This window comes from Streptomyces sp. NPDC001744 (assembly GCF_042892575.1).
In the GTDB taxonomy this organism is placed as follows: domain Bacteria; phylum Actinomycetota; class Actinomycetes; order Streptomycetales; family Streptomycetaceae; genus Streptomyces.
On the sequence record NZ_JBIAUG010000009.1, the window covers coordinates 142983 to 161395 of the forward strand.

General features: G+C 73.7%; 14 protein-coding genes. 5 read left to right on the forward strand and 9 right to left on the reverse strand.

From position 1 onward, the window contains the following. Positions 1-71: 71 nt before the first annotated feature. Positions 72-590, reverse strand: a complete 519-nt coding sequence (locus ACFYZY_RS13655; RefSeq protein ID WP_388693071.1) for a MarR family winged helix-turn-helix transcriptional regulator — start codon at positions 588-590, stop codon at positions 72-74. Between the two features lie 150 nt (positions 591-740). Here ACFYZY_RS13655 and ACFYZY_RS13660 point away from each other — a divergent pair, with 150 nt between their 5' ends. Genes ACFYZY_RS13660 through alc form a run of 3 tightly spaced genes read left to right on the forward strand, consistent with a single transcriptional unit; the run spans position 741 to position 3847 of the window. Then, positions 741-1679, forward strand: a complete 939-nt coding sequence (locus tag ACFYZY_RS13660) for an EamA family transporter (RefSeq protein ID WP_388693073.1) — start codon at positions 741-743, stop codon at positions 1677-1679. A gap of 22 nt (positions 1680-1701) precedes the next feature. Then, positions 1702-2664, forward strand: a complete 963-nt coding sequence (locus ACFYZY_RS13665; protein WP_388693075.1) for a LysR family transcriptional regulator — start codon at positions 1702-1704, stop codon at positions 2662-2664. Between the two features lie 58 nt (positions 2665-2722). Continuing rightward, a complete protein-coding gene (gene alc / locus ACFYZY_RS13670; protein ID WP_388693077.1) occupies positions 2723-3847 on the forward strand; it encodes an allantoicase in 1125 nt (374 codons plus the stop codon). Between the two features lie 132 nt (positions 3848-3979). Here alc and pepN (ACFYZY_RS13675) read toward each other — a convergent pair whose 3' ends face one another. From pepN (ACFYZY_RS13675) to ACFYZY_RS13685, 3 genes are all read right to left on the reverse strand, one after another. Continuing rightward, the gene (pepN, locus tag ACFYZY_RS13675) at positions 3980-6559 is read right to left on the reverse strand and encodes an aminopeptidase N (protein ID WP_388693079.1); all 2580 of its coding nucleotides are present in this window, start codon (positions 6557-6559) and stop codon (positions 3980-3982) included. 53 nt (positions 6560-6612) lie between these two features. Then, entirely contained in the window at positions 6613-7809 is a 1197-nt protein-coding gene (locus ACFYZY_RS13680) for a TerD family protein (protein ID WP_388693081.1), read from the reverse strand. An 82-nt stretch (positions 7810-7891) separates the two neighbouring features. Further along, complete coding sequence (locus tag ACFYZY_RS13685) at positions 7892-8908, reverse strand: aspartate-semialdehyde dehydrogenase (RefSeq protein ID WP_388693083.1); 1017 nt, start codon at positions 8906-8908, stop codon at positions 7892-7894. A gap of 171 nt (positions 8909-9079) precedes the next feature. Here ACFYZY_RS13685 and ACFYZY_RS13690 point away from each other — a divergent pair, with 171 nt between their 5' ends. Beyond that, positions 9080-9553 (forward strand): NUDIX hydrolase, encoded by a 474-nt coding sequence (locus ACFYZY_RS13690; protein WP_388693085.1) that lies wholly within the window; start codon positions 9080-9082, stop codon positions 9551-9553. 131 nt (positions 9554-9684) lie between these two features. On the opposite strand, the gene ACFYZY_RS13695 is transcribed toward ACFYZY_RS13690, so the two are convergent. Both ACFYZY_RS13695 and pepN (ACFYZY_RS13700) read right to left on the reverse strand, forming a co-directional pair. Further along, positions 9685-10689, reverse strand: coding sequence for a hypothetical protein (locus tag ACFYZY_RS13695; RefSeq protein WP_388693087.1), 1005 nt, complete (start codon positions 10687-10689; stop codon positions 9685-9687). A 241-nt stretch (positions 10690-10930) separates the two neighbouring features. Next, complete coding sequence (gene pepN, locus ACFYZY_RS13700; protein ID WP_388693089.1) at positions 10931-13480, reverse strand: aminopeptidase N; 2550 nt, start codon at positions 13478-13480, stop codon at positions 10931-10933. A 146-nt stretch (positions 13481-13626) separates the two neighbouring features. On the opposite strand from pepN (ACFYZY_RS13700), the gene ACFYZY_RS13705 reads away from it, so the two are divergent. Continuing rightward, positions 13627-14262 (forward strand): DsbA family protein, encoded by a 636-nt coding sequence (locus ACFYZY_RS13705; RefSeq protein ID WP_388693091.1) that lies wholly within the window; start codon positions 13627-13629, stop codon positions 14260-14262. Positions 14263-14394: 132 nt separating this feature from the next. On the opposite strand, the gene ACFYZY_RS13710 is transcribed toward ACFYZY_RS13705, so the two are convergent. The 3 genes from ACFYZY_RS13710 to ACFYZY_RS13720 all read right to left on the reverse strand — a co-directional run bounded on the left by ACFYZY_RS13710 (position 14395) and on the right by ACFYZY_RS13720 (position 18339). Further along, positions 14395-15039 (reverse strand): superoxide dismutase, encoded by a 645-nt coding sequence (locus ACFYZY_RS13710; RefSeq protein ID WP_388693093.1) that lies wholly within the window; start codon positions 15037-15039, stop codon positions 14395-14397. A gap of 206 nt (positions 15040-15245) precedes the next feature. Then, a complete protein-coding gene (locus ACFYZY_RS13715) occupies positions 15246-16658 on the reverse strand; it encodes an amino acid permease (RefSeq protein WP_388693095.1) in 1413 nt (470 codons plus the stop codon). Positions 16659-16917: 259 nt separating this feature from the next. Beyond that, complete coding sequence (locus ACFYZY_RS13720) at positions 16918-18339, reverse strand: amino acid permease (protein WP_388693097.1); 1422 nt, start codon at positions 18337-18339, stop codon at positions 16918-16920. Between the last annotated feature and the right edge of the window lie 74 nt (positions 18340-18413).

Sequence of the window (18413 nt, forward strand, 5' to 3'; positions counted from 1 at the left end):
CTCCGTCTCCGTCGAGGGCGCCGCACGGCACGACATGCCGTGCGGCGCCCTCGCGCGTCTCCGGCCGTCCGTCACGCGGTGGCCGCGAGCAGCTTCCGCAGCAGTCCGGAGAGCTGTTCCGCCTCCTCCGGGCCGAGTGCCGCCTCCAGGGCCGCCCTCTGTCGCGCGAGGCCGTCCACGACCGCCAGGTCCACCAGCTCCCTGCCGCGCGGGCTGAGGGTGACCCGCAGTCCGCGCCGGTCGTTCGGGTCGGGGCTGCGGCTGAGCAGCCCGGCCTTCTCCAGCCGGTCGAGGCGGCCCGTCATGCCCCCGGTGGTGATCATCAGGGTGGCGGCCAGCTCGCGCGGCGAGAGCGTGTACGGCTCTCCGGACCTGCGCAGGGTCGCGAGCACGTCGAACTCCCCGAGGCCCATGCCGTAGGGCGCGTACGCCTTGTCCACCGTGCCGCGCATGGCCTGGGACAGCCGGTAGATCCGGCCGAAGACGGCCATCGGCAGTGTGTCCAGATCGGGCCGGACGGCCGCCCACTGGTCGGTGATGGCGTCGACGGCGTCGCGGGCCGGGCCGGGGCCCGGGGGGGTCGTGTTCATCCGTCCAGTCTCTCCTCGCGTGCCGTTCGTCGGCAAAAAAGTCGCTTGTGGATAAGTAGCTTAGTGCTAAGTTAATCAACGCCAAGCCGCTTTGGCCTCCGGATCCGGCCCCGGACCCGGCCACCGGCACCCGCACCGAGGGGAACCGCCATGTCCCGCAGAGCCGCCACCGTCGCGCTGACCGCGCTCGCTCCCGTCTCCTGGGGCTCCACCTACTTCGTCACCACCGAGTTCCTGCCGCCCGACCGCCCCCTCTTCACGGGCCTGATGCGCGCCCTGCCCGCCGGGCTCCTGCTCCTCGCGCTGACCCGCAGGCTCCCGCGCGGCGCCTGGTGGGGGAAGGCCGCCGCCCTCGGCGCGCTCAACATCGGCGCCTTCTTCCCGCTGCTCTTCCTCGCCGCCTACCGGCTCCCCGGTGGCGTCGCCGCCGTCGTCGGCTCCGTCGGCCCGCTCTTCGTCATCGGCCTCGCCGCCCTCTTCCTGGGCGACCGGCCGACCGCGCGGACCCTGCTCACCGCCGTCGCCGCCGCCTTCGGCGTCAGCCTGGTCGTCCTCAGGGCCGGGGCCGCGCTCGACCTCGTCGGCGTCGCCGCCGGGCTGCTCTCCGCCCTGTCGATGTCGGCGGGCACCGTCCTCACCAAGCGCTGGGGCCGCCCCGAGGGCGTCGGCGCCCTGACCCTCACCGGCTGGCAGCTCACCGCGGGCGGCCTGGTCGTCCTGCCCGTCGCCCTCCTGGCCGAGGGCGCCCCGCCCGCCCTGACCGGCACCCACCTCGCCGGCTACGCCTACCTGGCCCTCGGCAACACCGCGGTCTCGTACTACCTCTGGTTCCGGGGCATCGAGCGCCTCGGCGCCTCCTCCGCCACCTTCCTCGGCCCGCTCTCGCCCGTCACCGCCGCGATCATCGGCTGGGCCGCGCTCGGCCAGGCGCTCGGCCCGGTCCAGCTGCTCGGCATGGCGATCGCCTCCGGCGCCACCCTGGCGGGCCAGCGGGGACCCCGCACCCCGGGGGTCCCCGTCCCCCGGACCCCCGGCACGGCCGGCCGCGCCGCGCCGGAACCCGCGGCGGTCACCGCCCGGGAGCGGTGACCGGGCCGGTAGGTTGCGCCCCATGACCGAGTGGGACGTCAAGAAGCTCCGCATCCTCCGCACCCTCCGCGACCGCGGCACCGTCACCGCGGCCGCGGAGGCCCTGCACCTGACCCCCTCGGCCGTCTCGCAGCAGCTCACCAACCTCGCCGGACAGCTCGGCGTACGGCTCCTGGAGGCCCAGGGCCGCCGGGTCCGGCTCACCGACGCCGCCCACCTGGTGCTGCGTCACGCGGAGGCGGCCTTCGCCCAGCTGGAGCGCGCCGACGCCGAACTCGACGGCTACCTGCGGGGCGAGGCCGGACAGGTCCGGGTCGCGGCCTTCCCCACCTCCGTGCCCGCCCTCGTCGTCCCCGCCGTGCGCCGGCTGCGGGCCGACCGCCCCGGGCTCCGGGTCCGCGTCCGGGAGGCCGAGGCGGCGGAGGCGTACGAACTGCTCGCGGCCGGCGAGGCCGACCTCGCCCTCTCGCTCGCCGCCCACGCGCCCTCCCCGCGCGACCCCGGGTTCAGCCGGGTGCCGCTGCTCGCGGACCCGCTCGACGTGGCCCTGTCCGCCGGGCACCCGCTCGCCGCCGTGCCCGGCCTGCGGCTCGCGGACCTCGCCGCCGAGCCCTGGATCTACGGCGGTTCCGGCCCCTGGTCCGCGATCACCACCGCCGCCTGCGAGGCCGCCGGCTTCGTGCCCGAACAGGCCCACAGCGCCTCCGGGTGGACCGCGATCCTCGCCATGGTCGAGGCCGGGATGGGGGTCGCGCTCGTGCCCCGCATGGCCTCCGCCGAACGCCGGGGCGGCACCGGGGTCGTCCTGCGCGCCCTCGCCGCCGACCAGCCGCGCCGCCACGTCGTCGCGGCGGTGCGGAGCGGCGCCGAGGAGGGCCCCGCGGTGGCCCGCGTCCTGACCGCGCTCCAGTGGGCGGCGGCGGAACGCGAGACCGCCCCGCGGGGCCGAACCCCGGGTCCGGCCCCCACCGTTCACCGGAACTGAAAGGTACCGTCGAAAACATTCGATGGACCCGGACGACCCGGCGCGGGAGGGTCGGGACATGAGCAGCCCCGACGCGCACCAGGACCCGCACGCCAACGACGCCGCCCCCTACGCCGGCGGAGACCCCTACGCCGACTACCGCGCCGGTGACTTCCCCTTCACCGACCTCGTCGACCTCGCCGACCGCCGTCTCGGCGCCGGAGTCGTCGCCGCCAACGACGAGTTCTTCGCCGAGCGGGAGAACCTGCTCGTCCGCGAGCGCGCCGTCTTCGACCCGGAGCGCTTCGGCCACAAGGGCAAGATCATGGACGGCTGGGAGACCCGCCGCCGCCGGGGCGCCGACGCCGCGCACGTCTTCCCCGCGCCCGGGGACCACGACTGGGCGATCGTCCGCCTCGGCGCCCCCGGCGTGATCCGGGGCGTCGTCGTGGACACCGCCCACTTCCGGGGCAACTACCCGCAGCGGGTGTCCCTCCAGGCCACCGCCGTCGAGGGCGCGCCCGGCCCCGCCGAACTCCTCGACGCGACGTGGGAGGAGCTGGTCCCGCCCACCCCCGTCCGGGGCCACGCCGCCAACGGCTTCGCGATCGACGCCGAGCGCCGCTTCACCCACGTCCGCCTCTGCCAGCACCCCGACGGCGGCGTCGCCCGCCTCCGCGTCCACGGCGAGGTCGTGCCCGACCCCGAGTGGCTGGAACTCCTCGGCACCCTCGACCTGATCTCCGTGCTCAACGGCGGCACGTACGAGGACGCCTCGGACCGGTTCTACTCCTCGCCCACCCAGATCATCCTGCCCGGCACCTCCCGGAAGATGGACGACGGCTGGGAGAACCGCCGCCGCCGGGTCCGGGACACCCACGACTGGGTCCGCTTCCGGCTCGCCGCCCAGGGCGCCGTCCGCGCCGTCGAGATCGACACCGCCTGCCTCAAGGGCAACGCGGCGGGCTGGATCGCGCTCCAGGGACGCGACGGCGAGACGGGCGAGTGGTTCGAGGTCGTCCCCAGGACCCGCCTCCAGCCCGACACCCTCCACCGCTTCAAGCTGCCCGCCGAGGCCGTCGTCACCCACGTCCGCCTCGACGCCTTCCCCGACGGCGGCGTGGCCCGGATGCGGCTCCACGGCTCCCTGACGGAACGGGGCGCGGCGGACCTGCGCGCCCGGTTCACCGCCCTCGGCGGCTGACCGGCCTCCGCCCGGCGGAGCGGCCGCGCGCCGACGCCCGCCCGCCGGGCGGACCTCCACCCCGGAAGACACGACGAAGGGGCGCCCCCCGGGGGAGGGCGCCCCTTCTCCGTGCCGCTGCCGGCCCGGCGGTCAGACCGCCGCGGCCGCGTCCGCCGCCTGTGCCTTCAGGGCGCGCTCGACGCCCGCGCGGCACTCCGTCACCAGACGCCGCAGCGCCGGGGCCGGCTCGTGCTCCTCCAGCCAGGCGTCCGTCGCGTCCAGGGTCTCCCGCGAGACCTGGAGCGCCGGGTAGAGGCCGACCACGATCTGCTGGATCATCTCGTGGCTGCGGGTCTCCGAGACGCCCTTGATCGCCGCGAAGTACTTCGCCGTGTACGGGGCGAGCAGCTCGCGCTGGTCGGACTGGACGAAGCCGCCGATCACCGCCTCCTGCACGGCGTTCGCCAGCTTGTCGTCCTCGACCACCGACGCCCACGCCTCCGCCTTGGCCGCCTCGGACGGACGGGCCGCCCGCGCGGTCGCCGCGTGCCGCTCGCCCGCCGCCGTGCGGTCGCGCTCCAGCTCGGCCGCGATCTCCGCCTCGTCGTAGACGCCGGCCGCCGCGAGCCGCTGCACGAACGCCCAGCGCAGCTCGGTGTCCACCGCCAGGCCCTCGATCGTCTCTCGCCCCTCCAGGAGGGCGGCGAGCAGGTCGAGCTGCTGCGGGGTGCGGGCGGTCGCCGCGAAGGCGCGCGCCCACGCGAGCTGGTGGTCGCTCGCCGGCTCGGCCGCGCGCAGGTGTGCCAGCGTCGCCTCCGTCCAGCGGGAGAGCCCGGTCTCGCGCCACGACGGCGCCGCGTACAGGTCGAGGGCCGCCTTGACCTGGCCCTGGAGCGACTGCACCACGCCGATGTCGGACTCCTTGGCGATGCCCGAGAGCACCAGCTCCAGGTAGTCGCGGGCGGCCAGTTCGCCGTCGCGGGTCATGTCCCAGGCCGAGGCCCAGCACAGCGCGCGCGGCAGGGACTCGGCGAAGTCGCCCAGGTGCTCGGTGACGTTCGCCAGGGACACGTCGTCGAGGCGGACCTTGGCGTACGACAGGTCGTCGTCGTTGAGGAGGACGACCGCCGGGCGGGCCTTGCCGACGAGCTGCGGCACCTCGGTCAGCCCGGCCGCCGCGATGTCCAGCTCCAGGCGCTCGGTGCGCACGAGGCGGCCGGTCCCGTCCAGGTCGTAGAAGCCGATCGCGATCCGGTGCGGGCGCAGGACGGCCTCGCCCTTGGCGCCGGCGGGCAGCGCCGGGGCCTCCTGGCGGACCGCGAAGGCCGTGATGGCGCCGTCCGCGTCGGTCTCGATCTCCGGGCGGAGGACATTGATGCCGGCCGTCTCCAGCCACGCCTTCGACCAGGAGGCCAGGTCGCGCCCGGAGGTCTTCTCCAGGGCGCCCAGCAGGTCCGACAGGCGCGTGTTGCCGAAGGCGTGCGCCTTGAAGTACGCCTGCACGCCCTTGAAGAACTCGTCCTGCCCGACGTAGGCGACGAGCTGCTTGAGGACCGAGGCGCCCTTGGCGTACGTGATGCCGTCGAAGTTGACGAGCACGTCCTCCAGGTCGTTGATGTCGGCCATGATCGGGTGCGTCGACGGCAGCTGGTCCTGGCGGTAGGCCCAGGTCTTCTCCGCGTTGGCGAAGGTGGTCCAGGCGTTCGGCCAGCGGGTGCCGGGGACGGCGGCCTGGCAGGCGACCGACGTGTAGGTGGCGAACGACTCGTTCAGCCACAGGTCGTTCCACCACTCCATGGTCACGAGGTCGCCGAACCACATGTGGGCCAGCTCGTGCAGGATGGTCTCGGCGCGCCGCTCGTACGCCGCGTCCGTCACCTTCGAGCGGAAGACGTACTGGTCGCGGATGGTGACCGCGCCCGCGTTCTCCATCGCGCCCGCGTTGAACTCCGGCACGAACAGCTGGTCGTACTTGGCGAACGGGTAGTCGTACGCGAACTTCTCCTGGAACCAGTCGAAGCCCTGGCGCGTGACGTCGAAGATGTGGTCCGCGTCGAGGAACTCGGCGAGCGACGGACGGCAGTAGATGCCCAGCGGGACGGTCTGCCCGTCCTTGCCCTCGTACGTCGCGTGCACGGAGTGGTACGGGCCGGCGATCAGGGCCGTGATGTAGGTGGAGATCCGCGGCGTCGGCGCGAACTCCCACACGCCGTCCTCCGGCTCGGGCGTCGGGCTGTTGGAGACGACGGTCCAGCCGGCCGGGGCCTTCACGGTGAACCGGAAGGTCGCCTTGAGGTCGGGCTGCTCGAAGGAGGCGAACACGCGCCGCGCGTCCGGCACCTCGAACTGGGTGTACAGGTAGACCTGGTCGTCGACCGGGTCGACGAAGCGGTGCAGGCCCTCGCCGGTGTTGGTGTACGCGCAGTCGGCGACGACCCGCAGCTCGTTGCGGCCCTTCTTCAGGTGCGGCAGGGCGATCCGGGAGTCCCGGAAGACGGCGGCGACGTCGAGGGCGTGCCCGTTCAGGACGGCCTCGTGGACGGCGGGGGCGACGAGGTCGACGAAGGTCTCGGCGCCCTCCTCGGCGGAATCGAAGCGGACGGTGGTGACGGACCGGTAGGTGCCGCCCTCCTGCGCGCCGGAGAGGTCCAGTTCGACCTCGTACGCGTCCACGGTCAGCAGCGCCGCCCGCTGCCGAGCCTCTTCACGGGTCAGGTTCGTGCCAGGCACCCGGTCAACTCCTCTGTTTCATGACGATGGGGCCCATCCTTCCACGGGGCGGCTCAAGGACGCACGGCGCATTTCCACGGCCCGTCGCCGCCGATCCGCAGCAGCCCGGGGCCCGGGACCGGGACGGACACGCGGACCCCGCCGGTCCCGCCGGCCGCGTCGACCAGCAGTTCCCGCTCCTCGTCGTCGTGGAGCGGGTCCGGCGGCGGGGCGTGCCGGTGCACGGTGAAGCGGGACGCGCCGCGGTGCAGGAAGTCCAGGACCGCGGCCGGCCCGTCGTAGCGCACCAGGTCGTGCGCCAGGCCCTCGACGTGGCTGTCGAACCGGCGCGCCCGGGAGAGCGGCAGCACCCGCAGCGTCCAGGGCGCGTCGGCCTCCACCCGCAGGGAGAGCGGGCGGGCGCGCGGGACGAGGGCGACCGTACGGGCGCGGACGTCGTCCTCGTACGCCGCGAGCAGGTACCCGGTGGGCCGCCCGTACGCGTCGCACGCCTCGACCGTGGTGGAGAGCGAGTGGTACGACTCGATCTCCACGAGCACCCAGCGGCCCGCCGGCAGGTCCGGGCCGCAGCGCACGGTCTCCCGCCCGCGCCCCCGGTACGCGGCGGGCCGGAACTCCCCGCCGTACGGGTCGGACGTCCGCGCGGGCGGGGCGGCGCGCGGCGGGGGAGGAGCGGGCGGCGGGACGTACCCGGGGCCCGGGACGGGAGGCGGCGGGGGCTCCGCCACGATCCCGAAGTCCGTCGCGAGCCCGGCGAGCCCCGACGCGTACCCCCGGTCGGCCGCGCGGAAGCCCCAGCCGCCGCCGTCGCGGCGGAACTCCCCGACGACGAGGGCCGTCCCGGTCGTCGCGCCCCCGAGCGGGCGGTACACGAGGGGCGCCCCGGCCGCGTCGGTGACCCGTACGTCGAGACCGGGCACCCGTCCGAGGGCTCCCCCGTCGGCGGAGGCGGCGATCACGAGCCGCCTTATCTCCGGCTCCACGCGCGCGAGGTCCAGCCACAGCCAGTCGGCGGCCTGGCTGCCGGGCGCACCGGGGGCGGACCGCCCCAGGTGCCGCACGGCCCCGGACGGGTGCCGGGCGTGGTTGTAGAAGACCAGGTCGGCGTCGCCCCGCACCCGCTCCCCGGCCCCCAGGAGCAGCGCCGACACGTCCACGTCGGGCACTCCGCGCCCCGTGCGCCAGCCGACCGCCACGTGGAGGGCCCCCGGGGGCAGCGGGACGTCGCCCCGCTCGGGTATCCGGTTCATGGGGGAACTCTGGCACGGACGGACACGCCGGAGGGGCGGCTTCCCCGACGGGACGCCGCCCCTCCGGGCGTACGCGCGGGTGTCAGCCCCGCAGCTCGGCCGCGACCAGCTCCGCGATCTGCACGGCGTTCAGCGCGGCGCCCTTGCGCAGGTTGTCGCTGGAGACGAAGAACGCGAGACCGTTCTCGACGGTCTCGTCCACGCGGATGCGGCCGACGTACGAGGCGTCCCTGCCCGCCGCCTGGAGCGGGGTCGGGATCTCGGACAGCTCGACGCCCTCCGCGTCCTTCAGCAGCTCCTGGGCGCGCTCGACGCCGATCGGGCGCGCGAAGCGGGCGTTGACCTGGAGGGAGTGGCCGGAGAAGACCGGGACGCGCACGCAGGTGCCGGAGACCTTGAGGTCCGGGATCTCCAGGATCTTGCGGGACTCGTTGCGGAGCTTCTGCTCCTCGTCGGTCTCGAAGGTGCCGTCGTCCACGATCGAACCGGCCAGCGGCAGCACGTTGAAGGCGATCGGGCGCTTGTAGACGCCGGGCTCGGGGAAGTCCACGGCCCCGCCGTCGTGGGTGAGCGCGGCGGCGTTCCCGGCGACGGCCCTGACCTGGCCGTCCAGCTCGGCGACGCCGGCGACGCCCGAGCCGGAGACGGCCTGGTAGGTGGTGGCGACGAGCGCGGTCAGGCCGGCCTCCTGGTGGAGCGGCTTGAGGACCGGCATCGCGGCCATCGTGGTGCAGTTCGGGTTGGCGATGATGCCCTTGGGGCGGTCCTTGACCGCGTGCGGGTTGACCTCGGAGACGACGAGGGGGACCTCGGGGTCGCGGCGCCAGGCGGAGGAGTTGTCGATCACGACGGCGCCCTGCGAGGCGACCTTCTCGGCGAGGGCCCTGGAGGTGGCGCCGCCGGCCGAGAAGAGCACGATGTCCAGGCCGGTGTAGTCGGCGGTGGAGGCGTCCTCGACCGTGATGCCGTCCACGACGGTGCCGGCGGAACGGGCGGAGGCGAAGAGCCGCAGCTCGTCGAGGGGGAACGCGCGCTCGGCCAGGATGCCGCGCATGACTGTGCCGACCTGACCGGTGGCTCCGACGATTCCGACCTTCACGGGGACTCCTCCGTGCTTGTGGGGCGTATGGGCGGGGTGCTGCCGGACCATGATGCGTGTGCTCACGGCCGGTTTGTCCAATCCATTGTCCAAGGGCCGGACGGCCCCGTCGTCCGGCCCGGCCGCGCCGCGGGACCGCCCGTCCCCGGGCGCCGGCCCTACCCTCTTCGCATGAAGAGGGACGTGAGGGTGGCGGCCTACGCCGTGTGTGTCCGGGACGGGCGGATCCTCCTCGCCCGCTGGGTGGCGGACGACGGCACCAGGCGGTGGACCCTGCCGGGCGGCGGCATGGACCACGGCGAGGAGCCCGTACGGACCGTCGTCCGCGAGGTCGAGGAGGAGACCGGGTACACCGCCGAGCCCACCGTCCTCCTCGGCATCGACTCCATCCGCCGCAACTGGTCGCGCCGCCTCCGCCAACCCGGTGACTTCCAGGGCCTCCGGATCGTCTACGAGGCCCGGATCACCGGCGGCGAACTGCGCGCGGAGACCGACGGCTCCACGGACCTCGCCGCCTGGCACCCGCTCTCCGCCGTCCCCGGCCTCCCCCGCGTCGAACTGGTCGACATCGGCCTCGACCTGTGGCGCGAACGCCCCCCGACCGGCCGCTCCCGGCTCGGTGACCCGCTCATGCGGGACGACTGAGGGCGGACGACTGAGGGCGACGGCCGGGAGCGGACGACTGAGAGCGGACGGCCGGGAGCGACGGGGAACGACCGGCCCGGGAAGCGGACGCGCGGGGCCGCTCGGGGCCGGGGAGGGCCGGGGAGCGGTCCTCACCGGGGCAGGACGACGACGTACGCGGCGGGGGGCCGGTCCGCCGCGGCCATCAGGGCCGTGCGGACCACGGTGGCCTGCTGGTCCGCCGCCTCGCGCAGTTTGCGCGGGGTGAGGTGGACGACCGTGATCCCGAGCCGCTCCAGGTGCTCGCGCCTGCGGGCGCGCTCGGACCATTCCCCCTCGTCGTCCCGCCGGGGCGCCCGGGTGTCCAGCTCGACCGCGACCGCCTGGTCCGGCCAGTAGGCGTCCACCCCGCCCAGGTGCGGGCCGCCCGGCAGCCGCAGGTCCACGTTCCACAGCGGGTCCGGCAGGCCGAAGTCCCGCACCATCTCGTACAGCCGCTCCTCGGAGAGCGGGCGCCCCTCGGTGAGCAGCACGTCCACCGCGTCCGCCACGTACGGCCGGGAGAGCAGCCGCGACCGGCTCAGCTCCCTCACCACCGCGCCCGGTTCGCAGTGTCCGCCGCGCACGGCCTCGGCCAGGAGGGCGCGGACCTCCCCCGTCTCCGAGAGGCCCGCCACCGCGTCGGCGACGGCGCGGGCGACCGGGGCGACGGGGACGCCGGTCAGCTCCACCGGTTCCGGCGCCTCCGGGGCGCGCACCACCCGCACCCAGCCGGTCGAGCGCGGCCGCCGGGTGCGCGGGACCAGGACGTCGATCCGCTCCAGGGTGGTGAGCGGGGGAGCGGAGGGGAAGCGGTGCAGGGCCAGGGCGGCGAACCCGGTGATCATCGCCTCGGGCTCCTGGCGCGGCAGGGCGCCGGGCCCGCGGGCGTAGAGGAGCGCGGCGCGCAGCCTGTCCTCGCCGGTGGGCGGCCCGGGGTGGAGCAGGAAGACGCCGGGGAGGAGCTGCTGCCAGCCGCCGGGCCGGCACTGCGCGGCGACCTCGGCGGCGGGAATGCCCTGGGCCCTCAACTGGGAGGCGGTGGCGAGGCGTTGCGTACGTCCGGTGCGGGAGGCGAGGGGGAGGGGGCGGGGGGTGAGGGGGGCGTTGTGGTTCATGCCGGGGGTCTTCCGCTTCAGAAGGCTGCCCTAACCTCTGTTACGCATCCGTCGACAATCGGGGACAAGACCGCCCTAAAGGACGCGCGTTCGAATGCCGAGGGGCGGAGCACTCCTCTCCCGCGCACCGGCGGGGGAGCTTCCCCACCCCGCGCACACCGGCGGCGGGAGTTTCCCCCACCCCCGCACACGCCGGCGGGGGCCGCGGGCCCGGAGCCCGCGACCCCCGCCGTTCACCGGGTCAGACCGCCGCGCGGTCGCACTCCTGCGCGCGCAGCGCCCGCGCCAGGTCGTCGCGCGCCTCCAGGACCAGTCGGCGCAGCGCCGGCGCGGCCGACTCGTGGGCCGACAGCCAGGCGTCCGTGGCGGCCAGCGTCGCCGCGTCGTCCTGGAGCGCCGGGAACAGGCCCCGCACCACGTCCATGCCGATCTGGATCGACCGCTCGGCCCACAGGCGCTCGATCGCCGCGAAGTACTTCTCCGCGTACGGGGCGATCAGCTCGCGCTGCGAGGGCTGGACGAAGCCCGCGATCGTCGCCTCGACGAGCGCGTTCGACAGGGTGTCCGACTCGACCACCTGCGCCCATGCCTGCGCCTTGACCGCCGCCGACGGGCGCGAGGCGAGCAGCCGCACCTGGTGGCGCTTGCCCGTCGCCGTGTCGTCCCGGGCCAGCTCCTCGCCGATCCGGACCTCGTCCGCCCGCCCGTGCGCGGCGAGCGGCGAAAGGAGCGCCCAGCGCAGCTCCTGGTCGACGTCCAGGCCGTCGATCCGCGCCGTACCGTCGAGCAGCCCCTCCAGGAGCTGGAGGTCGGCGTCCGTGGAGGCCGTCGCCGCGAAGAACCGCGCCCAGGTGAGCTGGTGCTCGCTGCCCGGCTCCGCCGTCCGCAGCTCGCGCAGCCCGCCCCCGGCGAGCAGCCGGCCGCCCTCCTCGCGCCACTCCGGCGCCGCGTACAGGGTGACGGCCGACCTCACCCAGGCGTGCACCATCTGCAGGACGCCGATCTCGGTCTCCCGGCCCGCGAAGGCGAGCGCGACGGCGACGAAGTCCCGGGCGGGCATCAGCCCGTCACGGGTCAGGTTCCACAGCGCCGACCAGCACAGGGCGCGGGCCAGGGGGTCGGTGACGTCGCCCAGGTGCTTCCGCAGGGTGGCGAGCGAACCCTCGTCGAAGCGCATCTTGCAGTACGTGAGGTCGTCGTCGTTGACGAGCACCAGGTCGGGCCGCTCCTCGCCCGCGAGCGCGGCCACGACCGTGCGGGCGCCGGTGACGTCCGCCTCGGCCCGCGCGTACCGCGTGAGCGCGCCGTCCGCCCCCACCCGGTACAGGCCCACGGCCGTCCGGTGCGGACGCAGTTCGTCGCCCTCCTGGAGGACGGCGAGTTCGGTGATCCGGCCCCCGGCGTCGTAGGTGACGTCCGGCGCCAGGACGTTCACGCCGGAGGTCTGGAGCCAGGACTTCGCCCACGCCCTCATGTCGCGCCCGGAGGTCTCCTCCAGGATCGCGAGCAGGTCGCCCAGGCGCGTGTTCCCGTACGCGTGGCGCTTGAAGTAGCGGCGCGCGCCCTCCAGGAACGCGTCCCGCCCGGCGTACGCCACGAGCTGCTTGAGCACCGAGGCGCCCTTGGCGTACGTGATGCCGTCGAAGTTCAGCTTGGCGTCCTCCAGGTCGCGGATGTCGGCCGTGACCGGGTGGGTGGACGGGAGCTGGTCGGCGCGGTACGCCCAGGACTTGCGGTTGTTGGCGAAGGTCACCCAGCTGTGGGTGAAGCGGGTCGCCTCGGCGTTCGCGAAGGCGCCCATGAAGTCCGCGAAGGACTCCTTCAGCCACAGGTCGTCCCACCACACCATGGTGACCAGGTCGCCGAACCACATGTGCGCCATCTCGTGCAGGACGACGTTGGCCCGCGCCTCGTACGACGCCTGGGTGACCTTGCCCCGGAAGACGTACTCCTCGCGGAAGGTCACCAGGCCCGGGTTCTCCATCGCGCCGAGGTTGTACTCGGGGACGAACGCCTGGTCGTACTTCCCGAAGGGGTACGGGAAGTCGAAGTTGTCGTGGAAGAAGTCGAGGCCCTGCTTGGTGATCAGGAAGACGTCGTCCGCGTCGAAGTGCTTCGCGAGGCCCTTGCGGCACATCGCGCCGAGCGGGATCTCCAGGTCGCCGCGCCGGTAGGTGTCGGTGACGTAGTGGTACGGACCGGCCACCACGCAGGTGATGTACGTGGAGACCGGGACCGTCTCCGCGAACCGCCACACCCCCTCGGCGTCCCGCTCCCCGGCACCGTTCGACCAGACGGTCCACCCCTCCGGGGCGGTCACCGAGAAGCGGTGCGGGGCCTTGAGGTCGGGCTGCTCGAAGGTGGCGTACACCCGGCGGGCGTCGGCCGGCTCGTACTGCGTGTAGAGGTAGACCTCGCCGTCCTCCGGGTCCACGAAGCGGTGCATGCCCTCGCCGGTCCGGCTGTAGGCGCACCGCGCGTCCACCACCAGCGTGTTCTCGTCCTCCAGGCCGTCGAGCGCGATCCGCGCGCCGTCGAAGACCTCCGCCGGGTCCAGGGAGCGCCCGTTCAGGGTGACCGCGTCCACCGAGGGGGCGATCAGGTCCGCGAAGGTGCTCGTGCCCGTCCCCGTGCGGCGGAAGCGGATCGTCGTCACCGAGCGGAAGGTGCGCACCGCCTCGTCGGAGTCGCCGACCGCCGAGCGCAGGTCGAGGTCGACCTCGTAACCGTCGACGGACAGCAGCGCGGCCCGCTCGCGGGCCTCGTCGCGGGACAGGTTCTCACCGGGCACGGTCACTCCTTCGTGGCGCGTTCGAAACAGCACCGATCCTCCCATGTGCCACTGTCGCCGGCGCACGGGAATGCCGCCGGGCACCCGCCGTGTTCCTCCCTTTCGGCACACCACCTTCTTTTCACGCGGCCGTACCGAGGAGTGACATGTCCGAGAACAGGACCACCGCCGACTTCTACTTCGACCCGCTGTGCCCCTGGGCCTGGATGACCTCCCGCTGGATGCTGGAGGTGGAGAAGCAGCGCCCGGTCGACGTGCGGTGGAAGGTCATGAGCCTGGCGGTGCTCAACGAGGACCGGATCGACGAGCTCCCGGAGGAGTACCAGGAGATGCTGCGGACCAAGGCGTGGGGCCCGGTCCGCGTCGTGATCGCGGCCCGGGAGCTGCACGGCGACGAGGTCGTCGGCAAGCTCTACACCGCGCTCGGCACCCGCTTCCACAACAACGGCGAGGGCCCCACCCGCGAGGCCATCGCCGGCGCGCTGAAGGACGTCGGCCTGCCCGAGGACCTGGTGGAGTACGCCGACAAGGACACCTACGACACCGAGCTGCGCGCCTCCCACAAGGAGGGCATCGACAAGGTCGGCCAGGACGTCGGCACCCCGGTCATCGCGGTGCCCGGCCCGGACGGCGAGGAGGTCGCCTTCTTCGGCCCCGTCGTCACCCCGGCCCCGCGCGGCGAGGCGGCGGCCCGGCTGTGGGACGGCACGCTGCTCGTGGCGTCCACCCCGGGCTTCTACGAGATCAAGCGCACCCGGACGGCGGCGCCGAGCTTCGAGTAGTCACCGGCCCCGTACGTACGGAAGAACCCCCGCGATTCACGTCATCGCGGGGGTTCTTCCTCGTTCCGCCCGCACGTGAAGGTTGAGAAGACGATCACGAGTGGGGCGACGGGGGGCCGGCGGCGGCCCGGCTCAGAAGGAGATCAGCGGGACCGAGGCCCTGGCGGCGCGGTAGCGCCTGTTCACGTCCTGCCAGTTGACGACCTGCCACATGGCCTCGATGAAGTCGACCTTCTGGTTCTTGTACTGCAGGTAGAAGGCGTGCTCCCAGGCGTCGAAGACCAGGATCGGGACCGAGCCCTGGCCGACGTTGCCCTGGTGGTCGTAGACCTGCTCGACGATCAGGCGGCCGCCGACCGGCTCGTACGCCAGGACGCCCCAGCCGGAGCCCTGGGTGGTCGCGGACGCCTTGGTGAGCTGGGCCCTGAACTTCGCGAAGGAGCCGAAGGACTCGGTGATCGCGTCCGCGAGGTCGCCGACGCCGTCGGCGGCCAGCGGCTCGCCGCCGCCCCCGTCCTTCGGGCTGTTCATGTTGTTCCAGTAGATGGAGTGGAGGACGTGGCCGGAGAGGTGGAACGCGAGGTTCTTCTCCAGGCCGTTGACCGCACCCCACTGGTCCTTGTCGCGGGCTTCCGCCAGCTGCTCCAGGGCGTCGTTCGCGCCCTTGACGTAGGCCGCGTGGTGCTTGTCGTGGTGCAGCTCGATGATCTGCGGATTGATCACCGGCTCCAGCGCCGCGTAGTCGTACGGAAGCTCGGGAAGTGTGTAGATCGCCATGCGTCCGGCCCTTCGACTGCTCCTGCTTATTGCAACCTATGTGCAGGTGCAGGCTAACAGCAGATGCGGTGGGTGGGTGATCGTTCTTTCGTCCCGTGTCCCCGTGTCCCCGTGTTTTTTGTCTCCGTCCCCGCGTACGGGTCCGGACACGGCGAAGCCCCCGGACCGGGCGGGGTCCGGGGGCTCCGGGCGGATCGGGGGCGCGGTCAGGAGGCCCGGCGCTCCGCCGCCCTCTGGCGTACGAGGCCGACGACGGCGAGCAGGACGGTCAGGCCGCCCGTCGAGTACAGCTGCACCCGGGTGCCCTCCTCGCGGGCCATCAGGAAGAAGACCGCCGCCATGCCCGCCAGTGCCGCGCAGGTCAGGTACGGGAAGGCCCACATCCGTACGACCAGCTTCCCGGGCGCCTCGCGCTCGGTGCGGCGGCGCAGCACCAGCTGGGAGGCGGCGATGAAGAACCAGACGACCAGGATGACCGCGCCGATGGTGTTGAGCAGCCAGACGAAGACGTCGTCCGGCCGCCAGTAGCTCAGCAGGACGCAGCCGAATCCGAAGACGGAGGAGGCGAGCACGGCCGGGCGGGGGACCCCGCCGGAGACGCGGCCGAGCGCCTTCGGGCCCTGGCCGCGCGCGACCAGCGAACCGGCCATCCGGGAGGCGCCGTAGATGTTGGCGTTCATCGCGGAGAGCAGGGCGACGAGCACGACCACGTTCATGATCTGCCCGGCGGCCGGGATGCCCAGGTGGTCGAGGGTGGCGACGTACGGGCCCTTCTCGACGACCGCCGGGTCGTCCCACGGCACCAGGGTGACGATGACCGCCATGGAGCCGACGTAGAAGAGGGCGATCCGCCACATCGCCGTACGGACGGCCTTGGCGACGCCCTGGACCGGGTGCTCCGACTCGGCCGCAGCGATGGTGACCGTCTCCAGGCCCCCGTACGCGAAGACCGAGGCCAGCAGGCCCACGATCAGCCCCTCGGAGCCGTGCGGGAAGAAGCCGCCGTCCCCGGCGAGGTGGGCGGTGCCGGGGGCGTCCGCACCGGGCAGCAGGCCGGTGATCGCGAGCACGCCGACGCCGAGGAAGAGGACGATCGCGCCGACCTTGAGCGCGGCGAACCAGAACTCGAACTCGCCGAAGTTCTTCACGGCCGCCAGGTTGGTGACGGTGAAGACCGCCATGAAGAGCGCGACCCAGGCCCACTCGGGGCTGCCGGGGAACCAGCCCGTCATGATCTGCGCCGCGCCGATGCCCTCCAGGCCGACGGCGACGCAGAGCAGGAACCAGAAGGCCCAGCCGGAGGTGAAGCCCGCCCAGGAGCCGAAGGCGCGCTCGGCGTGGACGGAGAAGGAGCCCGAGGCGGGGTTGGCGGCCGACATCTCGCCCAGCATCCGCATCACCAGCATCACGAGGACGCCGGAGAGGGCGTAGGCGATGACGATCGAGGGCCCGGCGGCGGCGATGCCGGCGCCGGAGCCGACGAAGAGCCCGGCGCCGATGACGCCGCCGAGGGCGATCATCGAGAGGTGGCGCTGCTTGAGGCCGGGGGAGAGCCCCTGAGCGGGGGGCGCGGCGTCGCCCTCGCGGTCGACGGGCGCGGGCGCGGTGGTCCGGGTCATGGGCCGCCCTGTTCACTGGCTGAGACGGGGGAACGCGCCTCAGTCTGGGCGGGCGCACCGCCGGGAAGGAACAGGTGTCCGCTATGCGGGCACGGGCTTCACGCAAGGTGAAGATCCGGTTCCGTTTCGTGCGCGCACCCGTTCGCGGGCCGGTTCCGTCACCGGCCCCGCCGCCCGGCTCCGGTTCCGTCACCCGGCCCCGCCCGGTCCCGGTCTCGGCCCCGCCCGGTCCAGGCCCCGTCACCCGGCCCCGGCCCCGTCACCCGGTTCCGGACCCCTCCGCCGTCCCGTCCCGGTCCGCGCCCTTCGCGCGCCGCTCACGCGCCCACGCCACCACCAGCACCGCCCCGGTCGCCGCCCCCGACCACAGCACCTGCGGCCGCGCGCCCCCGTCGCACAGCATCAGGACGAGCACCGCCCCCATCGCCGCGAGCGCCGCCCAGGTCAGCCAGGGGAAGCCCCACATGGGCAGCGTCAGCGCCCCGGTCGCCTCCCGCTCGATCCGGCGCCGCAGCCGCAGCTCCGAGACCGCGATCAGGCCCCACACGAAGAGCAGCACCGCGCCGACCGAGTTCAGCAGGTAGAGGAAGACGGAATCCGGCCACTTCAGATTGAGCAGGACGGAGACGAAGCCGAAGGCCACCGAGGCGAGCACCGCCCGGCGCGGCACCCCTCCGGCCGACACCGTGAGCAGCCCCTTCGGCGCCTCCCCGCGCTCGGCCAGCGAGAACACCATCCGCGAGGAGCCGTACAGGTTGGCGTTGAGCGCCGAGAGCAGCGCCACGAACACCACCACGTTCATGATCCGGCCCGCCGCCGGCACCCCGATCGCGTCCAGGACCGCCACGTACGGCGACTCGCCCGGCCGCATCGACGTCCACGGCAGCAGCGTCACGATCACCAGCATCGACCCCACGTAGAAGAGGAGGATGCGCCACACGGCGCTGCGCACCGCCCGCGCCACGTTCCGCGCCGGGTCGTCCGACTCGGCCGCCGCGATCGTCACGACCTCCAGGCCGCCGAAGGCGAAGACGACGACGAGCACGCCCGACACCACCCCCGACCAGCCGTTCGGCAGGAAACCGCCCCGCCCGGTCAGGTTCGCGAGCCCGACCGGGTCCGTGTCCGGGAGCCACCCGGCGATCGCGAGGACGCCCAGGACCAGGAAGAGGACGATCGCGCCGACCTTGAGCGCGGCGAACCAGAACTCGAACTCGCCGAAGTTCTTCACCGCCGTCAGGTTGGCGAGGGTGAACACGACCATGAGGACGAGGACCCACCCCCACTGCGGCACCCCCGGCACCCAGCCGTGCGCGATCCGGGCCGCACCCGTCGCCTCCACGGCCAGGACCACCACGAGCAGGAACCAGTACAGCCATCCCGCCGAGAAGCCCGCCCACCGGCCGAGCGCCCGCTCCGCGTGCACCGAGAAGGCGCCCGAGGCGGGCATCGCCGCCGACATCTCGCCCAGCATCCGCATCACCAGCATCGCGAGCGCGCCGGCGATCAGGTACGAGATCACGATGGCGGGCCCGGCGACGGCGATGCCGGCGCCCGACCCCACGAAGAGGCCCGCGCCGATCACCCCGCCGAGCCCCAGCATCGTCAGGTGACGCCGCTTCAGTCCGTGGGAGAGGGGCTCCGGTTCGGCGGCCGGAGGGGACGGAGGGGCGTCGCGCATGGTGGGAGGCTCGTGTTCTCGGGAGAGGGTGCTTTATGGAGACTCCACAGTCTCCCCGTCAACGCCTCCCGGAC

Coding starts and splice junctions, on each gene's coding strand:
- ACFYZY_RS13655 (WP_388693071.1), bottom strand. CDS start 590: ATGAACACGACCCCCCCGGGCCCCGGCCCGGCCCGCGACGCCGTCGAC.
- ACFYZY_RS13660 (WP_388693073.1), top strand. CDS start 741: ATGTCCCGCAGAGCCGCCACCGTCGCGCTGACCGCGCTCGCTCCCGTC.
- ACFYZY_RS13665 (WP_388693075.1), top strand. CDS start 1,702: ATGACCGAGTGGGACGTCAAGAAGCTCCGCATCCTCCGCACCCTCCGC.
- alc (WP_388693077.1), top strand. CDS start 2,723: ATGAGCAGCCCCGACGCGCACCAGGACCCGCACGCCAACGACGCCGCC.
- ACFYZY_RS13680 (WP_388693081.1), bottom strand. CDS start 7,809: ATGAACCGGATACCCGAGCGGGGCGACGTCCCGCTGCCCCCGGGGGCC.
- ACFYZY_RS13690 (WP_388693085.1), top strand. CDS start 9,080: ATGAAGAGGGACGTGAGGGTGGCGGCCTACGCCGTGTGTGTCCGGGAC.
- ACFYZY_RS13695 (WP_388693087.1), bottom strand. CDS start 10,689: ATGAACCACAACGCCCCCCTCACCCCCCGCCCCCTCCCCCTCGCCTCC.
- ACFYZY_RS13705 (WP_388693091.1), top strand. CDS start 13,627: ATGTCCGAGAACAGGACCACCGCCGACTTCTACTTCGACCCGCTGTGC.
- ACFYZY_RS13710 (WP_388693093.1), bottom strand. CDS start 15,039: ATGGCGATCTACACACTTCCCGAGCTTCCGTACGACTACGCGGCGCTG.
- ACFYZY_RS13715 (WP_388693095.1), bottom strand. CDS start 16,658: ATGACCCGGACCACCGCGCCCGCGCCCGTCGACCGCGAGGGCGACGCC.
- ACFYZY_RS13720 (WP_388693097.1), bottom strand. CDS start 18,339: ATGCGCGACGCCCCTCCGTCCCCTCCGGCCGCCGAACCGGAGCCCCTC.